The sequence below is a fragment of the Streptomyces iranensis genome (assembly GCF_017874715.1).
Taxonomy (GTDB): Bacteria; Actinomycetota; Actinomycetes; order Streptomycetales; family Streptomycetaceae; genus Streptomyces; species Streptomyces iranensis.
Genome location: NZ_JAGGLR010000002.1, coordinates 437,821 through 456,153, shown reverse-complemented (window position 1 = coordinate 456,153; position 18,333 = coordinate 437,821). Strand labels below are relative to the sequence as shown.

14 protein-coding genes are annotated in these 18,333 nt (G+C 71.6%); 4 read left to right on the top strand and 10 right to left on the bottom strand.

Features of this window, described 5'->3' with window-relative positions:
* Window positions 1-3: 3 nt before the first annotated feature.
* Entirely contained in the window at window positions 4-888 is an 885-nt protein-coding gene (locus J2Z30_RS05655) for an NAD-dependent protein deacetylase (RefSeq protein ID WP_044578440.1), read from the bottom strand.
* Between the two features lie 92 nt (window positions 889-980).
* Here J2Z30_RS05655 and nthB point away from each other — a divergent pair, with 92 nt between their 5' ends.
* The 4 genes from nthB to J2Z30_RS05635 are packed head-to-tail and all read left to right on the top strand — an operon-like array spanning window position 981 to window position 3,332.
* The gene (nthB, locus tag J2Z30_RS05650; RefSeq protein WP_044578444.1) at window positions 981-1,652 is read left to right on the top strand and encodes a nitrile hydratase subunit beta; all 672 of its coding nucleotides are present in this window, start codon (window positions 981-983) and stop codon (window positions 1,650-1,652) included.
* Window positions 1,649-2,251: a nitrile hydratase subunit alpha gene (nthA, locus tag J2Z30_RS05645; RefSeq protein WP_044578448.1), complete on the top strand. Its 603-nt coding sequence runs from the start codon at window positions 1,649-1,651 to the stop codon at window positions 2,249-2,251. Before nthB ends, nthA begins: the two co-directional genes overlap by 4 nt.
* The gene (locus J2Z30_RS05640; RefSeq protein WP_044578451.1) at window positions 2,248-2,637 is read left to right on the top strand and encodes a nitrile hydratase accessory protein; all 390 of its coding nucleotides are present in this window, start codon (window positions 2,248-2,250) and stop codon (window positions 2,635-2,637) included. The genes nthA and J2Z30_RS05640 overlap by 4 nt, the downstream gene beginning before the upstream one ends.
* Before the next feature lie 32 nt (window positions 2,638-2,669).
* Window positions 2,670-3,332, top strand: coding sequence for an O-methyltransferase (locus J2Z30_RS05635; protein ID WP_044578452.1), 663 nt, complete (start codon window positions 2,670-2,672; stop codon window positions 3,330-3,332).
* Here J2Z30_RS05635 and J2Z30_RS05630 read toward each other — a convergent pair.
* Genes J2Z30_RS05630 through J2Z30_RS05590 form a run of 9 tightly spaced genes read right to left on the bottom strand, consistent with a single transcriptional unit; the run spans window position 3,310 to window position 17,938 of the window.
* The gene (locus J2Z30_RS05630) at window positions 3,310-4,431 is read right to left on the bottom strand and encodes an HAD-IIIC family phosphatase (RefSeq protein ID WP_209468567.1); all 1,122 of its coding nucleotides are present in this window, start codon (window positions 4,429-4,431) and stop codon (window positions 3,310-3,312) included. The genes J2Z30_RS05635 and J2Z30_RS05630 overlap by 23 nt on opposite strands.
* Complete coding sequence (locus tag J2Z30_RS05625) at window positions 4,428-5,549, bottom strand: acyl-CoA dehydrogenase family protein (RefSeq protein WP_044578454.1); 1,122 nt, start codon at window positions 5,547-5,549, stop codon at window positions 4,428-4,430. Before J2Z30_RS05625 ends, J2Z30_RS05630 begins: the two co-directional genes overlap by 4 nt.
* Window positions 5,542-5,832 (bottom strand): acyl carrier protein, encoded by a 291-nt coding sequence (locus tag J2Z30_RS05620; protein ID WP_044578456.1) that lies wholly within the window; start codon window positions 5,830-5,832, stop codon window positions 5,542-5,544. The genes J2Z30_RS05625 and J2Z30_RS05620 overlap by 8 nt, the downstream gene beginning before the upstream one ends.
* Window positions 5,829-6,722: a 3-hydroxyacyl-CoA dehydrogenase family protein gene (locus J2Z30_RS05615; RefSeq protein ID WP_044578458.1), complete on the bottom strand. Its 894-nt coding sequence runs from the start codon at window positions 6,720-6,722 to the stop codon at window positions 5,829-5,831. The genes J2Z30_RS05620 and J2Z30_RS05615 overlap by 4 nt, the downstream gene beginning before the upstream one ends.
* An 18-nt stretch (window positions 6,723-6,740) precedes the next feature.
* Complete coding sequence (locus J2Z30_RS05610; RefSeq protein ID WP_052701701.1) at window positions 6,741-7,850, bottom strand: Rieske 2Fe-2S domain-containing protein; 1,110 nt, start codon at window positions 7,848-7,850, stop codon at window positions 6,741-6,743.
* A 10-nt stretch (window positions 7,851-7,860) separates the two neighbouring features.
* The gene (locus J2Z30_RS05605; RefSeq protein ID WP_044578460.1) at window positions 7,861-9,345 is read right to left on the bottom strand and encodes a cytochrome P450; all 1,485 of its coding nucleotides are present in this window, start codon (window positions 9,343-9,345) and stop codon (window positions 7,861-7,863) included.
* Entirely contained in the window at window positions 9,342-10,370 is a 1,029-nt protein-coding gene (locus J2Z30_RS05600; RefSeq protein ID WP_044578463.1) for a 3-oxoacyl-[acyl-carrier-protein] synthase III C-terminal domain-containing protein, read from the bottom strand. Before J2Z30_RS05600 ends, J2Z30_RS05605 begins: the two co-directional genes overlap by 4 nt.
* A gap of 12 nt (window positions 10,371-10,382) precedes the next feature.
* Window positions 10,383-16,394: an SDR family oxidoreductase gene (locus J2Z30_RS05595; RefSeq protein WP_044578466.1), complete on the bottom strand. Its 6,012-nt coding sequence runs from the start codon at window positions 16,392-16,394 to the stop codon at window positions 10,383-10,385.
* Window positions 16,391-17,938: an acyltransferase domain-containing protein gene (locus J2Z30_RS05590; protein ID WP_209468566.1), complete on the bottom strand. Its 1,548-nt coding sequence runs from the start codon at window positions 17,936-17,938 to the stop codon at window positions 16,391-16,393. Before J2Z30_RS05590 ends, J2Z30_RS05595 begins: the two co-directional genes overlap by 4 nt.
* Window positions 17,939-18,333: the final 395 nt, after the last annotated feature.

The window sequence follows — 18,333 nt, the reverse complement described above, 5'->3', positions numbered from 1 at the left end:
CGGCTAGTGACCGGGGATGCCCAGTCGGCCGGCCACGGCGGCGAGGGCCGTTCCCAGCGGGAGCGCGACCCGGGTGACGGCGTGCCGGTCGCCCCGGGTCGGGTCCAGGTTGACGATCAGTACCGGCTTTTCGGTCCGGGCCGCCTGGCGGACGAACCGGAGCCCGGACATCACCGTCAGCGAGGAGCCCAGGACCAGCAGCGAGGCCGCCTCATGGACCAGCTCGCGGCAGTGCTCGACCCGCTTCGGCGGAACGGCTTCGCCGAAGAACACCACGTCCGGTTTGAGGATGCCGCCGCAGACCGTACAGGGCATCACGCGGAAGTCCCCGACCTGTTCGTCGGTGAGGTCGGCGTCGCCGTCCGGGTTGATTCCGGCGGCCACCGGCTCGAAGCCCACATTGGCCTCCTCCAGCCGCCGGGCGAGTTCGCGGCGCGGGCTGAAGGTGCCGCAGGAGAGGCAGACGACCCGGTCCAGGCTTCCGTGGAGTTCCACGACGCCCTCGCTGCCGGCCGCCTGGTGCAGGCCGTCGACGTTCTGGGTGATCACGCCCGAGAGCAGGCCGTGCCGCGCGAACGCGGCCACGGCCCGGTGCCCGGCGTTGGGACGGGCGCGGCCGAAGGTGCGCCAGCCGAGGTGGCTGCGAGCCCAGTACCGGCGCCGGGCCCGGCCGTCGGCTGTGAAGTCCTGGTAGGTCATCGGGGTGTGTCGGCTCAGGCTCCCGCCCACGCCCCGGTAGTCGGGGATGCCCGACTCCGTGGAGATGCCCGCCCCGCTGAGCACCAGCACACCGCCGGTGCTCAGCGCGTCGGCGACCGGTGCCAGATCCGTGCTGCCCGGCGGCGGGTCCTCGGCAGGGGTCCAGCTCAAAGTGGGGCGCATGCGCATGTCGCCAGAGTACGGAACGCGGCACGGATGACACCTGCCGTATACGATTCGGGGCATCTAGTCCATTATGTCCATGTCTGGGGAGTGGTGCCGTGGAGGGGATTGCCGATATGGGCGGTACCCCGGGATGGGGTCCCGTTCAGCCGCCGAGGCGCGATGAGCCGGTCTTCGAGGAGCCCTGGCAGAGCCGGGCATTCGCGCTGGCGACTCTCTCCGGCCGCATCGCGTACGGCGGCGTCAACCTGGACGCCTTCCGGCACGCGCTCGAGCGGCTGGACCGAGCCGCCTACCTGAACGACGGCTACTACGGGCGATGGCTCAACGGCGCGGAGCTGATGCTCACCGACAGCGCCATCCTGGCGCCGGGTGCCATCGACGCCCGAGCCCGCAACCTACGGGGCGAACGCGTGGCGGAGCCGCCGATCCCCGAGCCCGCGGTACCCGACTACGCGGCGACCGCCGAGGGCTCGCTGCGCCCCGTTGCCACCGCCCCCGCCTTCGCCGTCGGCGAGCGTGTACGGGCCAGGGCCACGCCGGTGCCCGGACACACCCGGCTGCCGGGCTATGTACGGGGACACACCGGGATCGTCGAGATCGTGCAGCCCGCCTTCGTGCTGCCGGACACCAACGCCCACTTCCAGGGCGAGCATCCACAGCACGTCTACTCGGTGCGATTCGCCTCACGCGAGCTGTGGGGCGCCGACGCCGAACCCTTCGCGCTCACCGTCGAGCTGTTCGAGAGCTACCTGGAGACCACCTCATGACCACCACCGACGGCGGGGCGGGCGGGACCCTTCCCGCGGCCCTGCGTACCGAGGCACTCGAGCAACTGCTCACCGAACGGGGCCTGATCGACCCGAAGGTGCTGGACGGGGTGATCACCACCTACGAGACCAACGTGGGCCCGCTCAACGGCGCCAAGGTCGTCGCCAGGGCCTGGACCGACCCGGAGTACCGGCGGCGGCTGCTCGACGATGGCACGGCGGCCATCGAGGAGCTCGGCTTCTCAGGGCCGCAGGGCGAGCACATCGTCGTGGTGGAGAACACCGCGACCACCCACAACGTGGTGGTGTGCACCCTGTGCTCGTGCTATCCGTGGCCGGTGCTCGGCCTGCCGCCGAGCTGGTACAAGGACCCTGCCTACCGCGCACGGGTGGTGAAGGAGCCCCGCACGGTGCTGTCCGAGATGGGACTCGAACTCGACGACGACGTGCGGATCACCGTCCACGACTCCACCAGTGAGGTGCGCTGGTTCGTACTGCCCGAGCGTCCGGCCGGCACCGAGCACCTGTCCGAGGAGCAACTCGTGCCGCTGGTGACCCGGGACGCGATGGTCGGCGTGGCCAAGGTGGTGGCGCCATGACCGTGCCGCTGGACATCGAGGGCCCGGCCGCACCGCCGCGCTCCAACGGCGAGTTGGTGTTCGCCGAGCCCTGGGAGGGCCGCGCCTTCGCCATGGCCGTCAGCCTGTACGAGGCGGGCGCTTTCACCTGGCCGCGATTCCAGGCCGCGCTGATCGCCCGGATCGCGGCCCGGGAGACCGCTATGACACCGGACGAGCCATTTCACTACTACCAGCTCTGGCTGGCCACCCTGGAGGACGTGCTCATCGGTATGTGCGTCGTGTCCACGGACGAAGTGAGCGCACGCACCCATGCCCTGGCGCGACGTCACCCGGGCCACGACCACCGGGACGACCACGACCACGACCACGTGTTCAACTTCAATGGCGCGACAATGCGTTATTGAGTCCCGGTGAAATCTCATCTACCATTTTCGGCATGGCGAATCAAATTGCGGCCGGGTCGGAACTTCTCGCATATATGAGGGACTTCTCGCTCAGGGAAGATGAGATTCTGCGCGATCTGCGCCGGCTGACTGCTGAGCTGCCCGGTGGGGAAGCGATGCAGGTCATGGCCGAAGAGGGGCAGTTCCTCGCGTTTCTGGTCGCGGCGACCGGTGTCACGGACGTGTTGGAGATCGGCACCTTTACCGGCTACAGCACCCTGTGCATGGCTCGCGCTCTGCCGCGCCACGGGAGGCTGGTCACCTGCGACATAACTGATCGGTGGTCGGAGATCGGTGCCGATTATTGGCGGCGGGCGGGAATTTCCGAGCGGATCGAGGTTCGTATCGGTCCGGCGACCGAAACTCTCGAGAAGATGCTCGCCGACGGTTGTTCCGGCGGTTTCGGTCTCATTTTCATCGACGCCGACAAGGCGAATTATCCGCGGTACTACGAGCTGGCGTTGCGGCTGGTGCGGCCGGGCGGGCTGGTGGTGGTGGACAACACGCTCTTCTCCGGCCGGGTCATCGACCCCCTCGCCGACGACGCGGACACCGCCGGTGTTCGTGAGGTCAACGCGATGATCCGGGACGACGAGCGGGTGGACGTGAGCATGCTCCCGATGGCCGACGGCATCACTCTGGTCCGCCGGAGGTGACCGGTGCCCGGCGGTCGGTGAGGTCCGGAGCGATGAGCCGGGCCATCGTGGGGGCGGCTCGCCGCCCGGGGACGAGGTGCAGCAGCTGGACGTCCTCGCCGGAACCCCCGGAGACCGGACCCCGGCAGCCGCAGGGCCGCTCGTCGAAACCGGCGAACCGATAGGCGATCTCCATCATCCGGTTGCGGTCGGTGGGGCGGAAGTCCGCCAGCAGATGGACACCGGCCCGGCCGGCCTGGTCGGCCAGCCAGTTGAGGATCATCGTCCCGGCGCCGAACGCCACCACCCGGCACGAGGTGGCGAGCAGCATGAGGTGCCATGCCTCCCTGTGCTTCCCCAGCAGCAGCACACCCACGGCACCGTGCGAGCCGAAGCGGTCGGTGAGCGTCGTGACCAGCACCTCATGGCCGGGGTGGGCGAGGAGTGCGCGCAGCGCCCCGTCCGGGTAGTGCACCCCGGTCGCGTTCATCTGGCTGGTGCGCAGGGTCAGTTCCTCGACCCGCGACAGCTCGTCCTCCGTGGCCCGTTCGATGCGCATCACCATGTCCAGCGAGCGGAGGAAGTCCTCGTGCGAGCCGGTGAACCGCGCCTGCTCGGCCGTGCGCCGGAAGCCGGCCTGGTACATCTTCCGGCGCTGACGCGAGTCGACGGTCACCGACCTCGGGCTGAACTCGGGCAGGCCGAGCAGCGTCGCGGCGTCCTCCGCCGGGTAGCAGCGCACCTCCGGCAGATGGTAGGCGACCTCGGCCCGCTCGGCCGGTTGGTCGTCGATGAAGGCGATGGTGCCGGGAGCGAAGTTCAACCGCTCGGCGATCCGGCGTACGGCGTCCGACTTGCGACCCCAGCCGATCTCCGGCACGACGAAGTAGTCGGCGACGCGGAGCGCCTCCAGCTGTGCCCAGGCGAGGTCGTGGTCGTTGCGGCTGGACACCGACTGGAGAATGCCCCGTGCGTCCAGGCCGACGATGACCTTCCGGATCGCCTCGGACAGCACGACGTTCTCGTCCTCCAGCAACGTGCCGTGCCAGAGCGTGTTGTCGAGATCCCAGACCAGGCACTTCACGGTGGTGGGCGGGACCACGGCGCTGGTGTCGCTCATGTTCGGCTCCCTGTGACGGCGTGAAGCGCGTGGTCTGCCAGGATCAGCTGGCACACCTCGTTGCTGCCCTCGATGATTTCCATGAGCTTGGCGTCCCGGTACGCCCGCGCGACGACGTGACCGTCCTGCGCCCCGGCCGACGCGAGCACTTGGACCGCGGCGGCCGCGCCCTTGGCCGCGTGCGCGGCACTGACGTACTTCGCCAGCACGATGGCGGGGACCAGACCGGCGTCGTTGTCGTCCCAGCAGCGGCTGGCATGCTCGCAGGCCCGGGTGGAGACCTGCTCGGCGGTCCACAGGTCGGCCAGATGCCGGGCGACGAGCTGGTGCCGCCCCAGCGGCCGGCCGAACTGGTGCCGGGATCCGGCGTGCTCGACGGCCGCCGCCACGCAGGCCCGCAGGATCCCGACACAGCCCCAGGCGACGGAGATCCGGCCGTAGGCCAGGGCGGTCGTCACGAGCAGGGACAGCGGCTGCCGGCCGCCGCCCAGCAGCCTGGTGAGCGGCAACCGCACGTCGTCCAGGAGGACTTCCGCATGCCCGGCCGCCCGGCAGCCCAGCGGATCGGCCACCCGCCGCACCCGCACCCCGGGGGCGGTCCGGTCCACGACCACCACGGCACCTCCCTCATCCATCCGGGCGACGACCAGGATGAGATCGGCGTAGTCGGCGGCGGTCACCCACTTCTTGTGGCCACTGAGCAGCAGGGTGTCCCCGTCGACGGTGACGGTGGTCTCGATGGCCGACAGGTCGCTGCCCGCCTGGGGTTCGCTGAAGGCCACGGCCGCCGTCCCGCCCGAGGCGAGCCGCGGCAGCAGCTCCGCCGCCTGCGCCGGGTCACCGAGCCGTTCCACGGTCCACGCGGCCATGCCCTGCGAGGTCATGACGCTCCGCAGCGAGCCGCACAGACTGCCGACATGGGCGGTGAACTCGCCGTTGTCCGCGCTGCTCCACCCCGGTCCGCCGTAGCTCGTCGGGATCTGGGCGGCGAGCTGCCCGGCGGCGCCCAGCTTCCGCACCAGATCCTCGGGCAGCCGGCCCGCCCGGTCCCAGCCGGACGCCCGGTCGCCGACCAGTTCGGTGACCGCCGACGCCGCCGCGGCGACGGGTTCACGCACCGGAGCCGCCGGGGGCGGGCTGCCGGAGCCGTTCGACCAGCGCGGCCATCCGCCGCACGGTGCGGAAGTTCTCCATCCGCAGGTCGGCGCCGCGGATGGCGATGCCGTACGACTTCTCCAGATGCACCACCAGCTCCATGGCGAAGAGCGAGGACAGCCCACCGGAGCCGAAGACGTCCGCGTCGGTCGCCCAGGTCGTCCCCGTACGCTTCGCCAGGAAGCCCAGCATTTCGGTCTGGACGGCGCTGGATTCCGGCACCGGCTGGTCGGATGACGTGGTCATGCCTGTTCTCCCTCGTACTCGTAGAAGCCGCGCCCGCTCTTGCGGCCGAGGTGGCCGGCCCGCACCAGCTCCAGCAGCAGATCGCAGGGGCGGCACCCTTCGTCACCGGTCCGGCTGTGCAGCACCCACAGCGAGTCGACCAGGTTGTCAAGACCGATGAGGTCGGCGGTGCGCAGCGGGCCCGTCGGATGACCCAGGCATCCCCGCATGAGCCGGTCGACCGATTCGGCGCTCGCGGTACCCGCCGCCACCACCCGGACCGCATCGTTGATCATGGGGTGCAGGATCCGGCTGGTGACGAAACCCGGTGCGTCCTCGACCACGATCGGCTCCCGGCGCAGCGCGGCGAGCAGTGCCCGCAGCGCGTCCAGGGTCGCCTCGCCGGTGTGAGTGCCGCGGATGACCTCGACCGTCCGGATCAGATAGGGCGGATTCATGAAGTGGGTGCCGATCAGATCGACCGGCCGTGCCGTCGCCAGGGCCAGCTCGTCGATGGGAATCGACGACGTGTTGGAGATGATCGGGGTGCCCGGCGCGACCAGCGCGGACACGTCCGCGAGGGCCTTCGCCTTGGCGTCGGCGTCCTCGGTGACCGCCTCGATCACCGCGGTGGGGGCCAGGCCGCCGGCCGCCGGCAGGTCGGCGGGCGACGGGCCGGTGTCGAGAGCGCCGGGGACGGCCTCCTCGGGCAGCGCTCCCATCAGCCGCGCCATCCGTACCTGGTGGTCGATCCTGGCCGGGGCCTCGGCCAGTCGCCGCCGGTCCGGGTCGATCAGTGACACCGCGATCCCGTGCCCGACCGCCAGCGCGGCGATGCCCGAGCCCATCACCCCCGCTCCGAGCACCGCCAGTCGTCGCCCGGCGCCGGGTGTACCGTTCTCCGCTGCCATGTCGCCTCTCTCCGGTGGTCACTCCTCCGAGCGGCTCGCGCCGGCCCGGGGAGGTCGCGGTGGCATGAGACCGCCCGTGGGTTCCGTGTAGAACTGCTGCGCCCACTGCCGGTACCGGCCGATCGGACCGTCGCCCTTGGCGAGCTTCGGGTGCTCGACATGCTCCTGGTGGTGCCACATCAGCAGATCCGCGCCGGTGTCGACCCTCGCCACCCGCTGGAGGACAGCGCTGAGCAGCCGGGCGACGGGCATGGCTGCCGCGCGCCCCAGCGTCCCGGGCACGCCGGGGATGCCGTTCAGCTCCAGCTTCGTACCGAACCGGAGCTGGATGCGTCCCGGGCTGGTAGGGGTCGCGTGGAGCATCACATGGAGGGTGCCCGCGCCCCCAGGCAGGACCGTGCGTGCCGCGATGGTGGCCAGTCCGATCACCGTCAGCGTGTAGGACTGGCGGAACCCGCGCATCATGGTGCCGCGGGCGGTCGCGGTGACGGTGCTGGTCGGCTCCCCGGCCACCGGACCGCCCTCGATGTCGAGGCCTTTGAGACCGTGCAACGTCGGCAGATGACCCCAGTCGAAGGCGTTCTCGATGACGTCCTGCGGGTGACCGGCGATGTCGAAGGTGTCGTGGCTGTACGGCTGCCGGTCGTCCATGGGGAAGACCGGGACCTCCCACTGCGGGGGCAGGCCGAGGGCGTGCCGCCACACATAGATCGAGCCGTTGGCCTCGCACACCGGGTACCGCGCCAGCGACGCCTTCGGCGGTGGTCTGTCGTAACCCGTGCGTACGCAGGTGCCGTCCGGGTCGAACGCGAACCGGTGGAAGGGGCAGACGATGTCCTCGCCCTCGATCGATCCGCCGACCCCGAGATGCGCTCCCAGATGCGGGCACCGGGGCCGGACGGCCCGCAGCACGCCCTTGGCCGTCCGGTAGAGGACGACCTCCGTGCCCGCGAGCGGACGGGTGGTGACGGAGCCGGGCCGCACCTCGTCGGTGAAGGCCAGGCAGAACCACCCGTTCGGGTAAGGGAGGGAAGGAGTCCGCAGGCTGTCGGCCGGGGCCGCGCTGGGCAGGCTGACCCTCCGGGCGTTGAGAAGCTGCTTCACCAGGGGCTTCAGGTGAGGCTTCACGGCATCACTCCTAGTGCTTCACCGGGCAGCCGCCGGTGCCCGGTGGCGTGGACGGCTGGGCGGGTGCGGATGCGGATGCGGATGGCTGGGCGGATGCGGACCGCGGTGTGGCCGCGCGCAGTTCGGCGTCGCCGGTGCCGCTCGCCCGCCGCTCGCTGATCCGCAGGCGCAGCCCGCGCGAACTCAGGCTGGTCTCCACCTTGGGCCGGAACGGCTGGTCGCCGACGGGGGTCAGCTCCCAGCGGGCCACGATGGCGGTGAGGGCCAGGATGGCCTCGGTGAGGGCGAACTGGTCCCCGATGCACTTGCGCGCCCCGGCGCCGAACGGGATGTAGGCGGCCCGGTCGGGCTGACCGCCGACCCAGCGGTCCGGGTCGAACCGGTCGGGCTCGGGGTAGAGGTCGGGCCGGCGGTGCAGGAGGTACGGGCTGAGCACGATGGTGCTGCCGCCCTTGAGCCGCACCCCGCCGAGTTCGGTGTCCTGCCGGACCGCGCGGGTCATCATCCAGGCGGGCGGATACAGCCGCAGCGTCTCGGTCACCACCCGGGCGGCCAGGTCGAGCGAGGGCAGATGCGCGGGATCGACCTTCCCACCGGCCAGGACCTGACGGGTCTCGGCCTGGAGACGGTGCTGGACGTCCGGGTTCGTGGCGAGCAGGTGCAGCGCCCAGGCCAGGGTGATGGCCGTGGTCTCCATCCCGCCGAGGAAGAACGTGAGGGCCTCGTCCGCCAGTTCGGTGTCGCTCAGTCGCTTCTGGCCGCCCTGGCTCTCCTCGTCGACCGCCCCGACCAGCGTGGAGAGCAGGTCGGCATGGTCGGTCGGATCGGCACGCCGCTCGGCGATGATCTCCGCGATGGTGGCCGCCAGCCGGTTACGGGCCTGGTCGTACCGCCGCTTCCGCGGAGTCGGCACCCGGCGCAGCAGGGCCGGTGTCATCATCCGGCGGAAGAACGCGGTCACGATGGTGGAGGTGTCGGCAAGGGCCCGCCGCATGGTCTCCGCCGGCAGCGAGCCGCTGAACATCGTCTCCATGGTGGCGCGCGTCGTCAGCGTCATCATTTCCTGGGTGATGTCGAGGACGTCGCCGTCGCGCCAGGATGCCGCCTTCACCTCGGCCGCACGGGCGAACACCGCCCCGTACCCGGCGAGCCGGGTGGGGTGGAACGACGGCTGGCACAGCCGCCGCTGCCGCCGGTGCAGGGGGTACGGGCAGGTGGACAGGCCGTCGCCGATGACCTCGCGGATCCGGTCGTAGATCGGGCCGCCCTTGTCGAAGACACGGTCGTTCAGGAACACCTGCCGGGTCAGGTCCGGATCGCAGATCATCATGGCGGTACTCGGGCCCAGCCGGACGCGGACCATCTCGCGGTACCCGGACAGGGACATGATGAACGCCAGCGGATCGCGGAGCAGGGGCAGTGCGTGGCCCAGCAGCGGCAGGGCCCGCGGCGCCAGCGGCACCGACGCGGCGGTCGCCGTACTCGTGTCCGTCATGGACAACCTCCTTCTGTTTGTGAGCGACCGGCCGGTGCCGGGGCGACGGGATCGCGGGTGACCTCGAGCAGTGCGGTGGTCCAGCGGAAGCCGACCCCGAAGCTCACGACGAGGACGCGCTCCCCGGCCCGCAGCGTGCCGGAGCGGAACGTCCGGTCGAGGGCGAGCAGGACGTCGGACGGGCCCGCGTGGCCGAGGTGCCGGCCGTAGATCCAGCTGGTGTCGTCCGCGCGGAGGCCGAGCGGTGAGCCGGTGAGCAGCATGTCGAGCACGACCGACCCGATCGCGATGGGCACCACGTGCGCGATGTCCGCCGGTTTCACGGCGGCCTCGTCGAGGACGGTCTCGATACAGCGGTGGGTGGCCCGCTGCAGCACGTCGATATGGGGCATGAACCCGGTCTCCTCGACGGGGGACCGCCGGGCGACACCGGTGTAGCCCTCCCTGGTCCGGGTCTGCCCCTCCAGCTGCGACTCCGTAGCATGGGCGGTCGCCACCAGGCGGGCGAAGCCCGTCCCCCGGGTGAGGACGGCGGCGGCGCCGGCGTCACCGGCCACATAGCCCAACTCCCGGGAATGGCCCCACCGTTCATCCGGGAACCGGGCACCGGTGGTGACCAGCGCGGCCTTCGCGTCCGGCCGGGCGGCGAGGTGGTCGGCCGCGGCGACGAGCGCGGCGGCCCCGCCGTCACTCGCGGCACCGACCTCGATCCCGGCGGTGTCCCTTCCCCCGAGCACCCGCATCAGGTAGGCCGAGGGCGTGTAGTGGTCCCCGTCCTGGAAGCCGGCGTGCACGAGCAGACTCAAGTCGGCACTGGCCACGTCCGCGTGGCGCAGCGCCTTGAGGCCGGCTCGGGCCGCCATCCGCGTGGCCGTGTCGTCCTTCGAGACGGCGGCCGAGGTGAATCCGTTGAGCGCCATCATGGAGGGCTGCCCGGTGCCCGGTCCGCCCCGCGGCTTCTGCTCGGGCCTGATGGGGGGTATCCAGGCACCGGTCCCGGCGATCGTGATGTCCTGCCACAACACTGCTGCCTCCTGTCACGAGAGGGGCGACTGGGGAACGCGGGCGCGGGGCCTGACCAGCTCTCCGCTGTGGTCCAGGGCGTGTGCGGTGACCCCGGTGATACGGGCCAGCACCCGGCCGTGACCGGTCACGGCGGTCAGGTCCCCGGTGGCGTAGTCGCAGTGCAGCCGGATGGCCGGGTGCTCCGCGCTGAGCAGGCAATCGTTGCCCGGCCCGCCGAGCTCGACCTCGTCGAGGCCGGCCATCGGGCCGACCAGGGGCGGGTGGTCACCGCGCGGTGGCAGCAGCAACAGGTGCACCATCGCGTCCAGCAGGATCGCCGGTACGGTCATCCCCGCCAGGGCCGGAGCCCAGGCGGCGTGGTCCAGACCGAACCTGGCGCTGTTCCCGTCCGGCCCGCGGGCGTAATCGCTGGTCCCGGCGAACGGGCCGGTGAGCGAGATCGGCGGGTCGGGGGAGTAGACCGGCATCGCGAAATCGGGTTCGGGGACGTGGGACGAACAGTCGGGCGGTCCGGCGAGCACGGGGTAGCGGTCCGCCAGTACGACCGTCGTCTCGCACAGCAGGTCGTTGAAGCGCAGCACCTTGCCGTTCTTGCCGATCCGGTGCGCCGTCATCCTGACGGCCACCTCGGCGCCGTCGCGCCTCCGGCTCGTGACCCGGGCCTCCACCGCGACGGTGCGCCGCGGTCCGGCGAGCCTGACCGTGATCGACGTCCGGCAGATCAGACCGCGGAACCCGGTGACCACGAGGCCGGGACAGAGGGCCGCGGCCGCGGCGGCCGCGGCTTCGAGGGTGAACGTGCCGGCCAGCGTGTACTCACCGTTGACCCGGTGGTGACGCATCCACCGCCCGTCCCGCTCGGCGAGGGTGTGCGGATCCCAGGTCTTGGTGAAGACGGCCCAGCTCTTGCCGCGGTGCAGGACACCGTCGAGCAGCGGACTGGTCAGCGACGGATCCGGCGGGGCGGGCGGTGGCGCCTCCGGAGCGGGGATCCGCGGCTCGCCGGAGGAACCGTGGGTGCTGATCCCACGCGAACCGTGGGTGCTTATCCCGCGCCGGGCCAGCAGGACGCGTTCGTCCTCCCGGATGAAGAACGCCACCCCGCCGGCCGGTGGCCGGGTCACGGCGGAGAGGAACTGCGCGCATCCCTGCGCGGTGCTGATGTAGGCGTCCATCTGGTTGCGTTTGAGGGTCTCCCGCATGGTGACGCTGCTGGCGACGCCGACCTCCCGCCAGCCGCTCCAGAGGATCGCCAACTCCTGGTGGCCCACCGGTCCGTGCCGCTGGGCCCAGGCGCTCGCGTACGCGAGGTACTCGTTGACGGCGCAGTAGTCGATGTCACCGGGCGCCGGAGCGAGCGTCGCCAGGGTGCTGAAGTTGCACCAGATCCGGGGCGGACGCCCGGCCAGGGCCCGCTTCAGATTGCGGTAACCGGTCGCCTTGGTGGCCCGGACCGCCCGGAAGTCGGTCAGGGTCTTGGCATGCAGCGCACGCGACCGCAGATCGAGGACGGTGTTGATGAGCAGGTCGATCTGTCCGTGCCGGTCGACGACCTCGTGGAGGACGGCGGTGGTGGCCTCGGCGTCGAGGACGTCGCACACGCGGTGGTGGACACGGTCCTGGCCGCACAGTTCCGTCAGCCGGCGCACCGTACGGCGTACCTCAAGGCGCGCCTCGGCCTTCTCGTAGGCGGCGCGCAGCTCGCCCACCGACGCGCCGGGGCGTCTGCGGTGTTCGGCGGCGATGAACTCGGGCTGCGGCGGCAGCGCGTCGTCGGTTTCCGGCAGTGGGGTGCGGCCGATGACGTACACATGCGGCCGGTCGCTGGTGCGGGCGATCGCGTGGAGGAGCTCGGGGGTGATGCCCCGGGCGCCGCCGAAGGCGACCACGACCGCGCCGGGCGGCAGCGAGGCGGCTCCCGCCGGGGGCGGTGGAGCGTGGTCGTCGGCCACGGCCAGGGTGAACCAGTCGCCCCCGCGGCAGGCCAGGGTGTGGGTCGGCACCTGGGCGGTGCCCGCCCGTGCCAGCTGGTCCAGGGCGCTCGCGGCGTCCGGCGCGTCGCTGAGCAGGGTCACCCCGCCGCACTGCGGGACCTCGGCCCGTACGGAGCGGACGAGGCCGGTGAACAGTCCGCTCAGCGGGGGTGGCAGGTCGTCCGGCACCGCGCCGAGCAGGAGTGCGCCGAGCGAACCGCCGGCGCGCAGCGCGGGCAGCGCCGCCTGGAGTGTGGTGAACGTGAGGTCCTGAAGGTCCTCCATCCGGGCGGCCTCGGCGTCGTCGCTCCCGTGGTCGCTCCCGTCGTCGCATCCGTCGACGCATCCGTCGTCCAGGGCGGGCAGCCGGGACAGGACCCGGATATGGCGCGGGATGAACGGCAGGCCGGCCAGGGCGCCGGGCGCCTCCTCGGGCGGGACGTGGGTGGCGGCTACGAGGCCCGGCCGCGGTGACCAGACGGCGATGTCCGGGCCGGTGGCGGCCGCGGCGAGATCCGGGGCGTCGGTGATGACGATGGTGCCCGGCGGGATCGATGGGGTGGCCGAGCCGTTCCGCGGCGGGGTCGTCGGGACGAATCGGAGGGTCTGGCGGCGACCGGTGAAGTCCTCGGCGTCTGCGGCCTGGGCCGGTTCGGCCCGGTCCACCTCCTCCTGCGCCGGGCCGTGGGCGTTCGGGCCGTCCGGCCGGGTGAACCGGATCGGTGGTGATCCGGCGGCGGCGGGTGTCACGACGGTGTCCGCTCCGGTGGCGACGGCCTTGAGGACCGCCAGCAGGGCGTCGAGCGACAGATAGGTGTGTCCGGCGTCGGTCAGTACGGGAAGGGCGTGTCCGGGCGTGGCCGGGGGGCCGGGATCGGTGGTGTCGACCGCGGTGGAGAGCGAACCCAGGACGGGCAGGCCGTGCTCCCGCGCGGTGGAGAGCCGGGTGACCGCCAGGACGGCGGCCCCTTCCGCGATGGACCGGCCCTCCGGCACCAGATCGTCGAGGTGGCGGTCCCAGCCGCTGATGGGCCGCTGGCACACCGCGCCGACGAGGGCGAGATCGCAGGCGCGGTGCCGGAGTTGACGCAGCGCCAGGTCGAGAGCGGTGTGCGCGGAGTCGCGGTGGGCGTAGACGCTGGTGCCCATACCCCGGAAGTCGTAGTAGTTGGCGGCCCGGCCCGACAGGATGCAGGAGACCGCCCCGGTGAAGTCGTCCTCGTTCAGATCGCCGGGGATCACCCCCTTGGCCTCCGCCATCCCCTTCGCGAGGTACTCCTTGAGCGTCTGCGCCTGTACCGGGTCGGGCAGGATGTCGAAGGTGGTGGCGCACTCACCGGCGTGCACCCGCAGCGCGGCCCGGGTGTTGTGCGTGGTCGGCAGCGTCGCTCCCACGACCACCGCCGTGGTGGGCCGCAGGCTGACACCAGGCTCGCCGAGCTGGTCCAGCAGCGGGCCGAGGGCCTGGAGCATCATCAGGTGGGCGGGGTCCATGTGCCGCATCGTCAGCGGCGGGATGCGCACCTCACGCGGGGACGGCAGGGGGTACGGCACACCGAACCCGGCCTCCGGGGGCGGGCCGTCACCACTCAGCCAGGCGGGCACCTGGGCGGTGTCCAGACCGGGCAGATGGGTGTTCCAGCCCACGACGACCAGTCGCTCCGTGTCCGCGGGGGCCTCTCCGCCCCGCCGCGCGGGGGCGGCCCGCGGCACGCGGTCGGACAGGACCACGTGTGCGTCCGCTCCTCCGAGGCCGAACGACGACACCCCGACCACGCGCGGCCGTGTGCCGTCCGTCGGCCAGGGCGCGTCCCTGACCGGTACGGTCAGCCGCGTGCCGTCCTCCAGCAGCGGGTGCGGATCGGTGACCACGGGCTGACCGGGGACCGCCCCGCGTTCGAGAGCGACCAGCGCGTGTGCCACCGAGACCAGGCCCGCCAGCACACCGGTGTGCCCGAAGACCTGCTTGTTCGATGTCAGCAGGCACGCCCGCTTCCGCGCCCCCAACCGGGAGAGCAGCGAGCGCAGTTCGATCTCGTCGCCCACCGGCGTGCCGGTGCCGTGTGCCACCACCCAGTCCACGTCGTCGGCCTCGACGCCCGCGTCGGCCCAGGCCCGCGCGATCGCCAGCTCCTGCCCGCGCGTGGCCGGAGCGTGAATGCCCTTTCCCCGGCCGTCGGCGGCGAGACCGGTGCCCCGGATGACACCGAGCACCCGGTCGCCGTCCGCCACGGCCCGCGCGTACGACTTCAGGGTGAGCATGATGGAGCCCTCACCGATGAGGGTTCCGTCCGCCGCCTTGTCGAAGGGGCGTATCTTGCCGCTCATCGAGATGCCCTGGGCCCGGCAGAAGAGGGTGAACCCGATCGGCTCGATCACCGAGGTGCCACCGGCCAGCGCCACGTCGCAGGAACCCTCGCGCAGCGCCTTGACCGCCGCGTCCAGAGCGAACAACCCGCTGGCACAGGCCGCGTCGAGGGTCAGGTGCTGCGAGTCGTCGGGGATCAGTCCGCGCAGCGCGTCGCGGGAGACGGACGCGGGCAGGTAGGCCTTCGGATCCCCGCCGTCGCCACCGTAGTGCGCGCTGATCGCGTGGTCGGCCAGCTCGGCCAGCCAGTCACCGTCCTGGCCGGCGGGGATCGCCTCGCGCACCATGCGCCGGTACTCGTCCCCCAGCACGACACCCTGCGGGCCGAGCCCCGTCTGGTCGTGGATACCGGTGGTCGTGGCGAGCCAGCGGTCCGCCGGGCGCCGGTGCACCCCGGCCAGGGCCTGGACGGCGCAGTGCCGCAGCCAGCGAGTGGTACGCGGCCACCCGGGGTGGCCGACGTTCCCGTCCGGTTCGGCGATCGAGGCGGGGTCGGGGACGAAGCCGTGGACGTACGCGGCCTCGCGAACGTAGAAAGCGTCGGTCTCCTCCCGGGTGGGCGCCCAGAAGTGCTTCAGGTCGAAGGCGGACGGCTCGCTGGAGAGCAGGACGCCCTCCCGTAACCGGTCCCAGAACTCCGCCGTATTGTTCGCGCCGGGCAGGACCAGACCGAGGCCGACCACCGCGACGGCTTCGGGGTCCGTCTCCGGCGCTTGATCGAGTGCTGGGGCCGGTGCTGGGTCCGGCGCTCGGTCCTGTGCCGGGGCCGTCACCGATGCGGGCGCCGGTTGTCCGGGGGCGGGTCGGCTCGCCTCGGCCGACGTCGTCGTCACCGCCGCCGCGGGCACCGGTTGGCGCCTGGCGGGCCTACTCACCCGGTCCGCCAGCCTGCTGTGCAGCCGCAGGCCCTGCATCCCGCCGATGCTGATGCCGCCGTCTGCGACGATGGTCTGCCCGGTGATGAATCCGGCGTCCTCGTGCAGGAGGTGGACGATCAACTTCGCCGCCTCCGGCGTCGAGAGAGTACGGCTCATCAGCTCGCTGGCCTCGGCCGGGCCGCCGGGCGTCGCCGCCGGGGCGTCGAGGTTGACGACGATCTCGCTGGCGACGGAGCCCAGCAGCACCGTGTTGACCCGGATGCCCTGGCCGACCAGCTCGAGCGCCAGATAGCGGACCAGCGACTCCAGGGCCGCCTTGGTGACACCACCGGGGCCGTAACCCGGAACCGGCTGGTGCGCACCGACGCTGGAGAGGCAGAGGATGCTCGCGCCGTCTCTTCCCGCCATCAGTTCGGCCGCCCGGCGTGAACAGTGGTAGGCCGCCATCACGTTGGTGGACCACGCCCGCTGCCAGTACGTGTCATCGATGTCGAACAGGGGCAGGAAGGCCCCGCCCGCGGCGTTGTTGATGAGAATGTCCAGGCCACCGTGGCGCTCCTGGACCAGGTCGAACATCCGGTCGATCTCGCTGGTCTTGGCCACTGAGGCGCGGATGAACTCGCAGCTGTGACCGGCCTGCTCCAGCTCCGCCCGCAGCTGCTTCGCCTGTTCGACCGAGTGGAAGTAGTTGACGATCACGTGGGCCCCGCTGCCCGCCAGGCGGCGCACGATGTCCGCGCCGAGGCTCTTCGCGGCCCCTGTCACCAGGGCGATCCGACCCCGCAGGTTCTCTGTGGAGGTCATCGTCCGGCAGCCCCCGCTCGGGCCTGCACGACGGCCTCCGCGATCCGGCGCAGCGTGCCGACGGTCAGCAGAGCGGAATTCGACCGCAGATCGGGCAGGTCGTACCGGTCGGACACCATCCCGAGCAGGGCGACCTGCTTGAGCGACTCCACACCCAGTTCGGCCTCCAGGCCGTCGTCCTCACCGAGCAGATCGGGCGGGTAGCCCAGGAAGTCGCCGTAGAGCGTCCGCAACTCTGCCAGCACCGTTTCGTAGTCCAACCCGGCGGACGACGGCGGGGCGACCGGCGCGACCGTGACCGGGGCGACGAGGGTCGGGGCAGCCGCGACCGGAGCGACCGCGACCGGAGCGACCGCGGGAGCCGGGGCCGCGGGAGCCGGGGCCGCGGGAGCCGGGGCCGCGGGGGCCGGGGGAGCCGGGGAGGAGACCGGGGCCACGTGGGACACAGGGGCCACATAGGACACAGGGGCCGCGGGTTGTGCGGACACGGCGGCCCGTACCGGCAGATCGGTGACGGGGAGTGTCGCAACCGCCCCGGCCGGCGCGGGCTCACCCACCCGTACGACGGGACCATGCCCGTTGCTCGACGGCGCGGCCAAGCGCGAGCGGAACGGGCCACCGCCGGTGGACTCGGCGACCAGCGCCCGGACGGCCTCGACCGGGTCGCTCTCGCTCAGCGGGACGACACACTGCACCCCGGGGATCGACGCCTCGACGAACTTGGTGACGACGGGCCACTCCCCGCACTCGACGAAGGCGTCGGCGCCGGCCGCGTGCAGCTCACGGATGGTGTGCAGCATCCGGACCCGGGAGGTGAGCGCGCCGGCGACCAGATCGACCGGGTCGTCGTCGCCGACATCCCGCCCCAGCCATGGCGAGCACACCCGCCAGCGCCCGGCGCCGTACGGAACCCGTGGCGCGGATTCCCGCAGGTCTCGCGCGGCCTGCGCCATCGCCGGAGTATGGGTCGGATGCGGGACGTCGAGTTGGAGACTCGGCCAGCCGAGCGCGTCGGCCACCCGCTCCACATGCTCGATCAACGCTTCGGGGCCGCTGATGACGCTCTGCCGGGGGGCGTTCTCGCAGGCCAGTACCAGGTGGGGATGGTTGATCAGCTCGGCGAGTGACTCCGCCCGACGGCCGTCCACTCCGACCGCGAGCATCTTTCCGCCCCAGCTCTGCCGGGTCAGTACCTGGGACCGGGCCACGGCCAGGCGCGCGGCGTCCTCCACGGACAGATGTCCCGCGGCGGCCAGGGCCCACAGCTCCCCGATGCTCTGACCGACGATCGCGGTGGGCTTGACGCCCTCGGCGATCAGCATGTGGTGCGTCGCGATGCTGACCGCGAAGATCTCCAGATATTGCACCTCGGGGCCGCGCCGGTCGCTTGTCTCGTTCTCTTCGATAAGCCGGGCACTGATGTTGGGCAGCCCCATTTCCTGGGCTGCCTTGTCGATGCGGGACAGCGTTTCACGTACGGCCTCGTAACGGTTGTGCAGATCGCACAGGATGCCTCCGCGCGGGGCAGCGACCGTTCCCGGCATGACAAAGACAGAATCCACCACGTGCATCACCCTCATCTCCGTCCCGACTGCCGGCGATGTTGCATTGGCTTAGCCGGGCCCTGAAACGCCACGACGGCGCGATGAAATCGACGACATACGTCCGCTTGCTGCGGTATATCGGAGCGGCGAGTCCAGCGAAATTCGACCCTGGCCACCCATTGTTGGTGGCCATTCCCGCAAATGCGTGACCCTGCAGAGGGTTTTCCTTGCCGATCGGGTTCGCTGATTAAGGTAACTGCGCTCCTTTCGGGGGGTCAACGATCTTAGGGTCTCAGTTTCGGCCTAAGCTGATCGCGTTCATGACTAGTGAATTACGTGGCGCCAGGGGGCGATTGTGGTCTTGTCGCCCGGCAAGGCCTCGTGTTAGCTGCGCC

Excerpts from the sequence above, each read along its gene's own strand:
- J2Z30_RS05655 (WP_044578440.1), bottom strand. The coding sequence starts at position 888 with ATGCGCATGCGCCCCACTTTGAGCTGGACCCCTGCCGAGGACCCGCCG.
- nthA (WP_044578448.1), top strand. The coding sequence starts at position 1,649 with ATGACCACCACCGACGGCGGGGCGGGCGGGACCCTTCCCGCGGCCCTG.
- J2Z30_RS05640 (WP_044578451.1), top strand. The coding sequence starts at position 2,248 with ATGACCGTGCCGCTGGACATCGAGGGCCCGGCCGCACCGCCGCGCTCC.
- J2Z30_RS05635 (WP_044578452.1), top strand. The coding sequence starts at position 2,670 with ATGGCGAATCAAATTGCGGCCGGGTCGGAACTTCTCGCATATATGAGG.
- J2Z30_RS05630 (WP_209468567.1), bottom strand. The coding sequence starts at position 4,431 with ATGAGCGACACCAGCGCCGTGGTCCCGCCCACCACCGTGAAGTGCCTG.
- J2Z30_RS05620 (WP_044578456.1), bottom strand. The coding sequence starts at position 5,832 with ATGACCACGTCATCCGACCAGCCGGTGCCGGAATCCAGCGCCGTCCAG.
- J2Z30_RS05615 (WP_044578458.1), bottom strand. The coding sequence starts at position 6,722 with ATGGCAGCGGAGAACGGTACACCCGGCGCCGGGCGACGACTGGCGGTG.
- J2Z30_RS05605 (WP_044578460.1), bottom strand. The coding sequence starts at position 9,345 with ATGACGGACACGAGTACGGCGACCGCCGCGTCGGTGCCGCTGGCGCCG.
- J2Z30_RS05595 (WP_044578466.1), bottom strand. The coding sequence starts at position 16,394 with ATGACCTCCACAGAGAACCTGCGGGGTCGGATCGCCCTGGTGACAGGG.
- J2Z30_RS05590 (WP_209468566.1), bottom strand. The coding sequence starts at position 17,938 with ATGCCGGGAACGGTCGCTGCCCCGCGCGGAGGCATCCTGTGCGATCTG.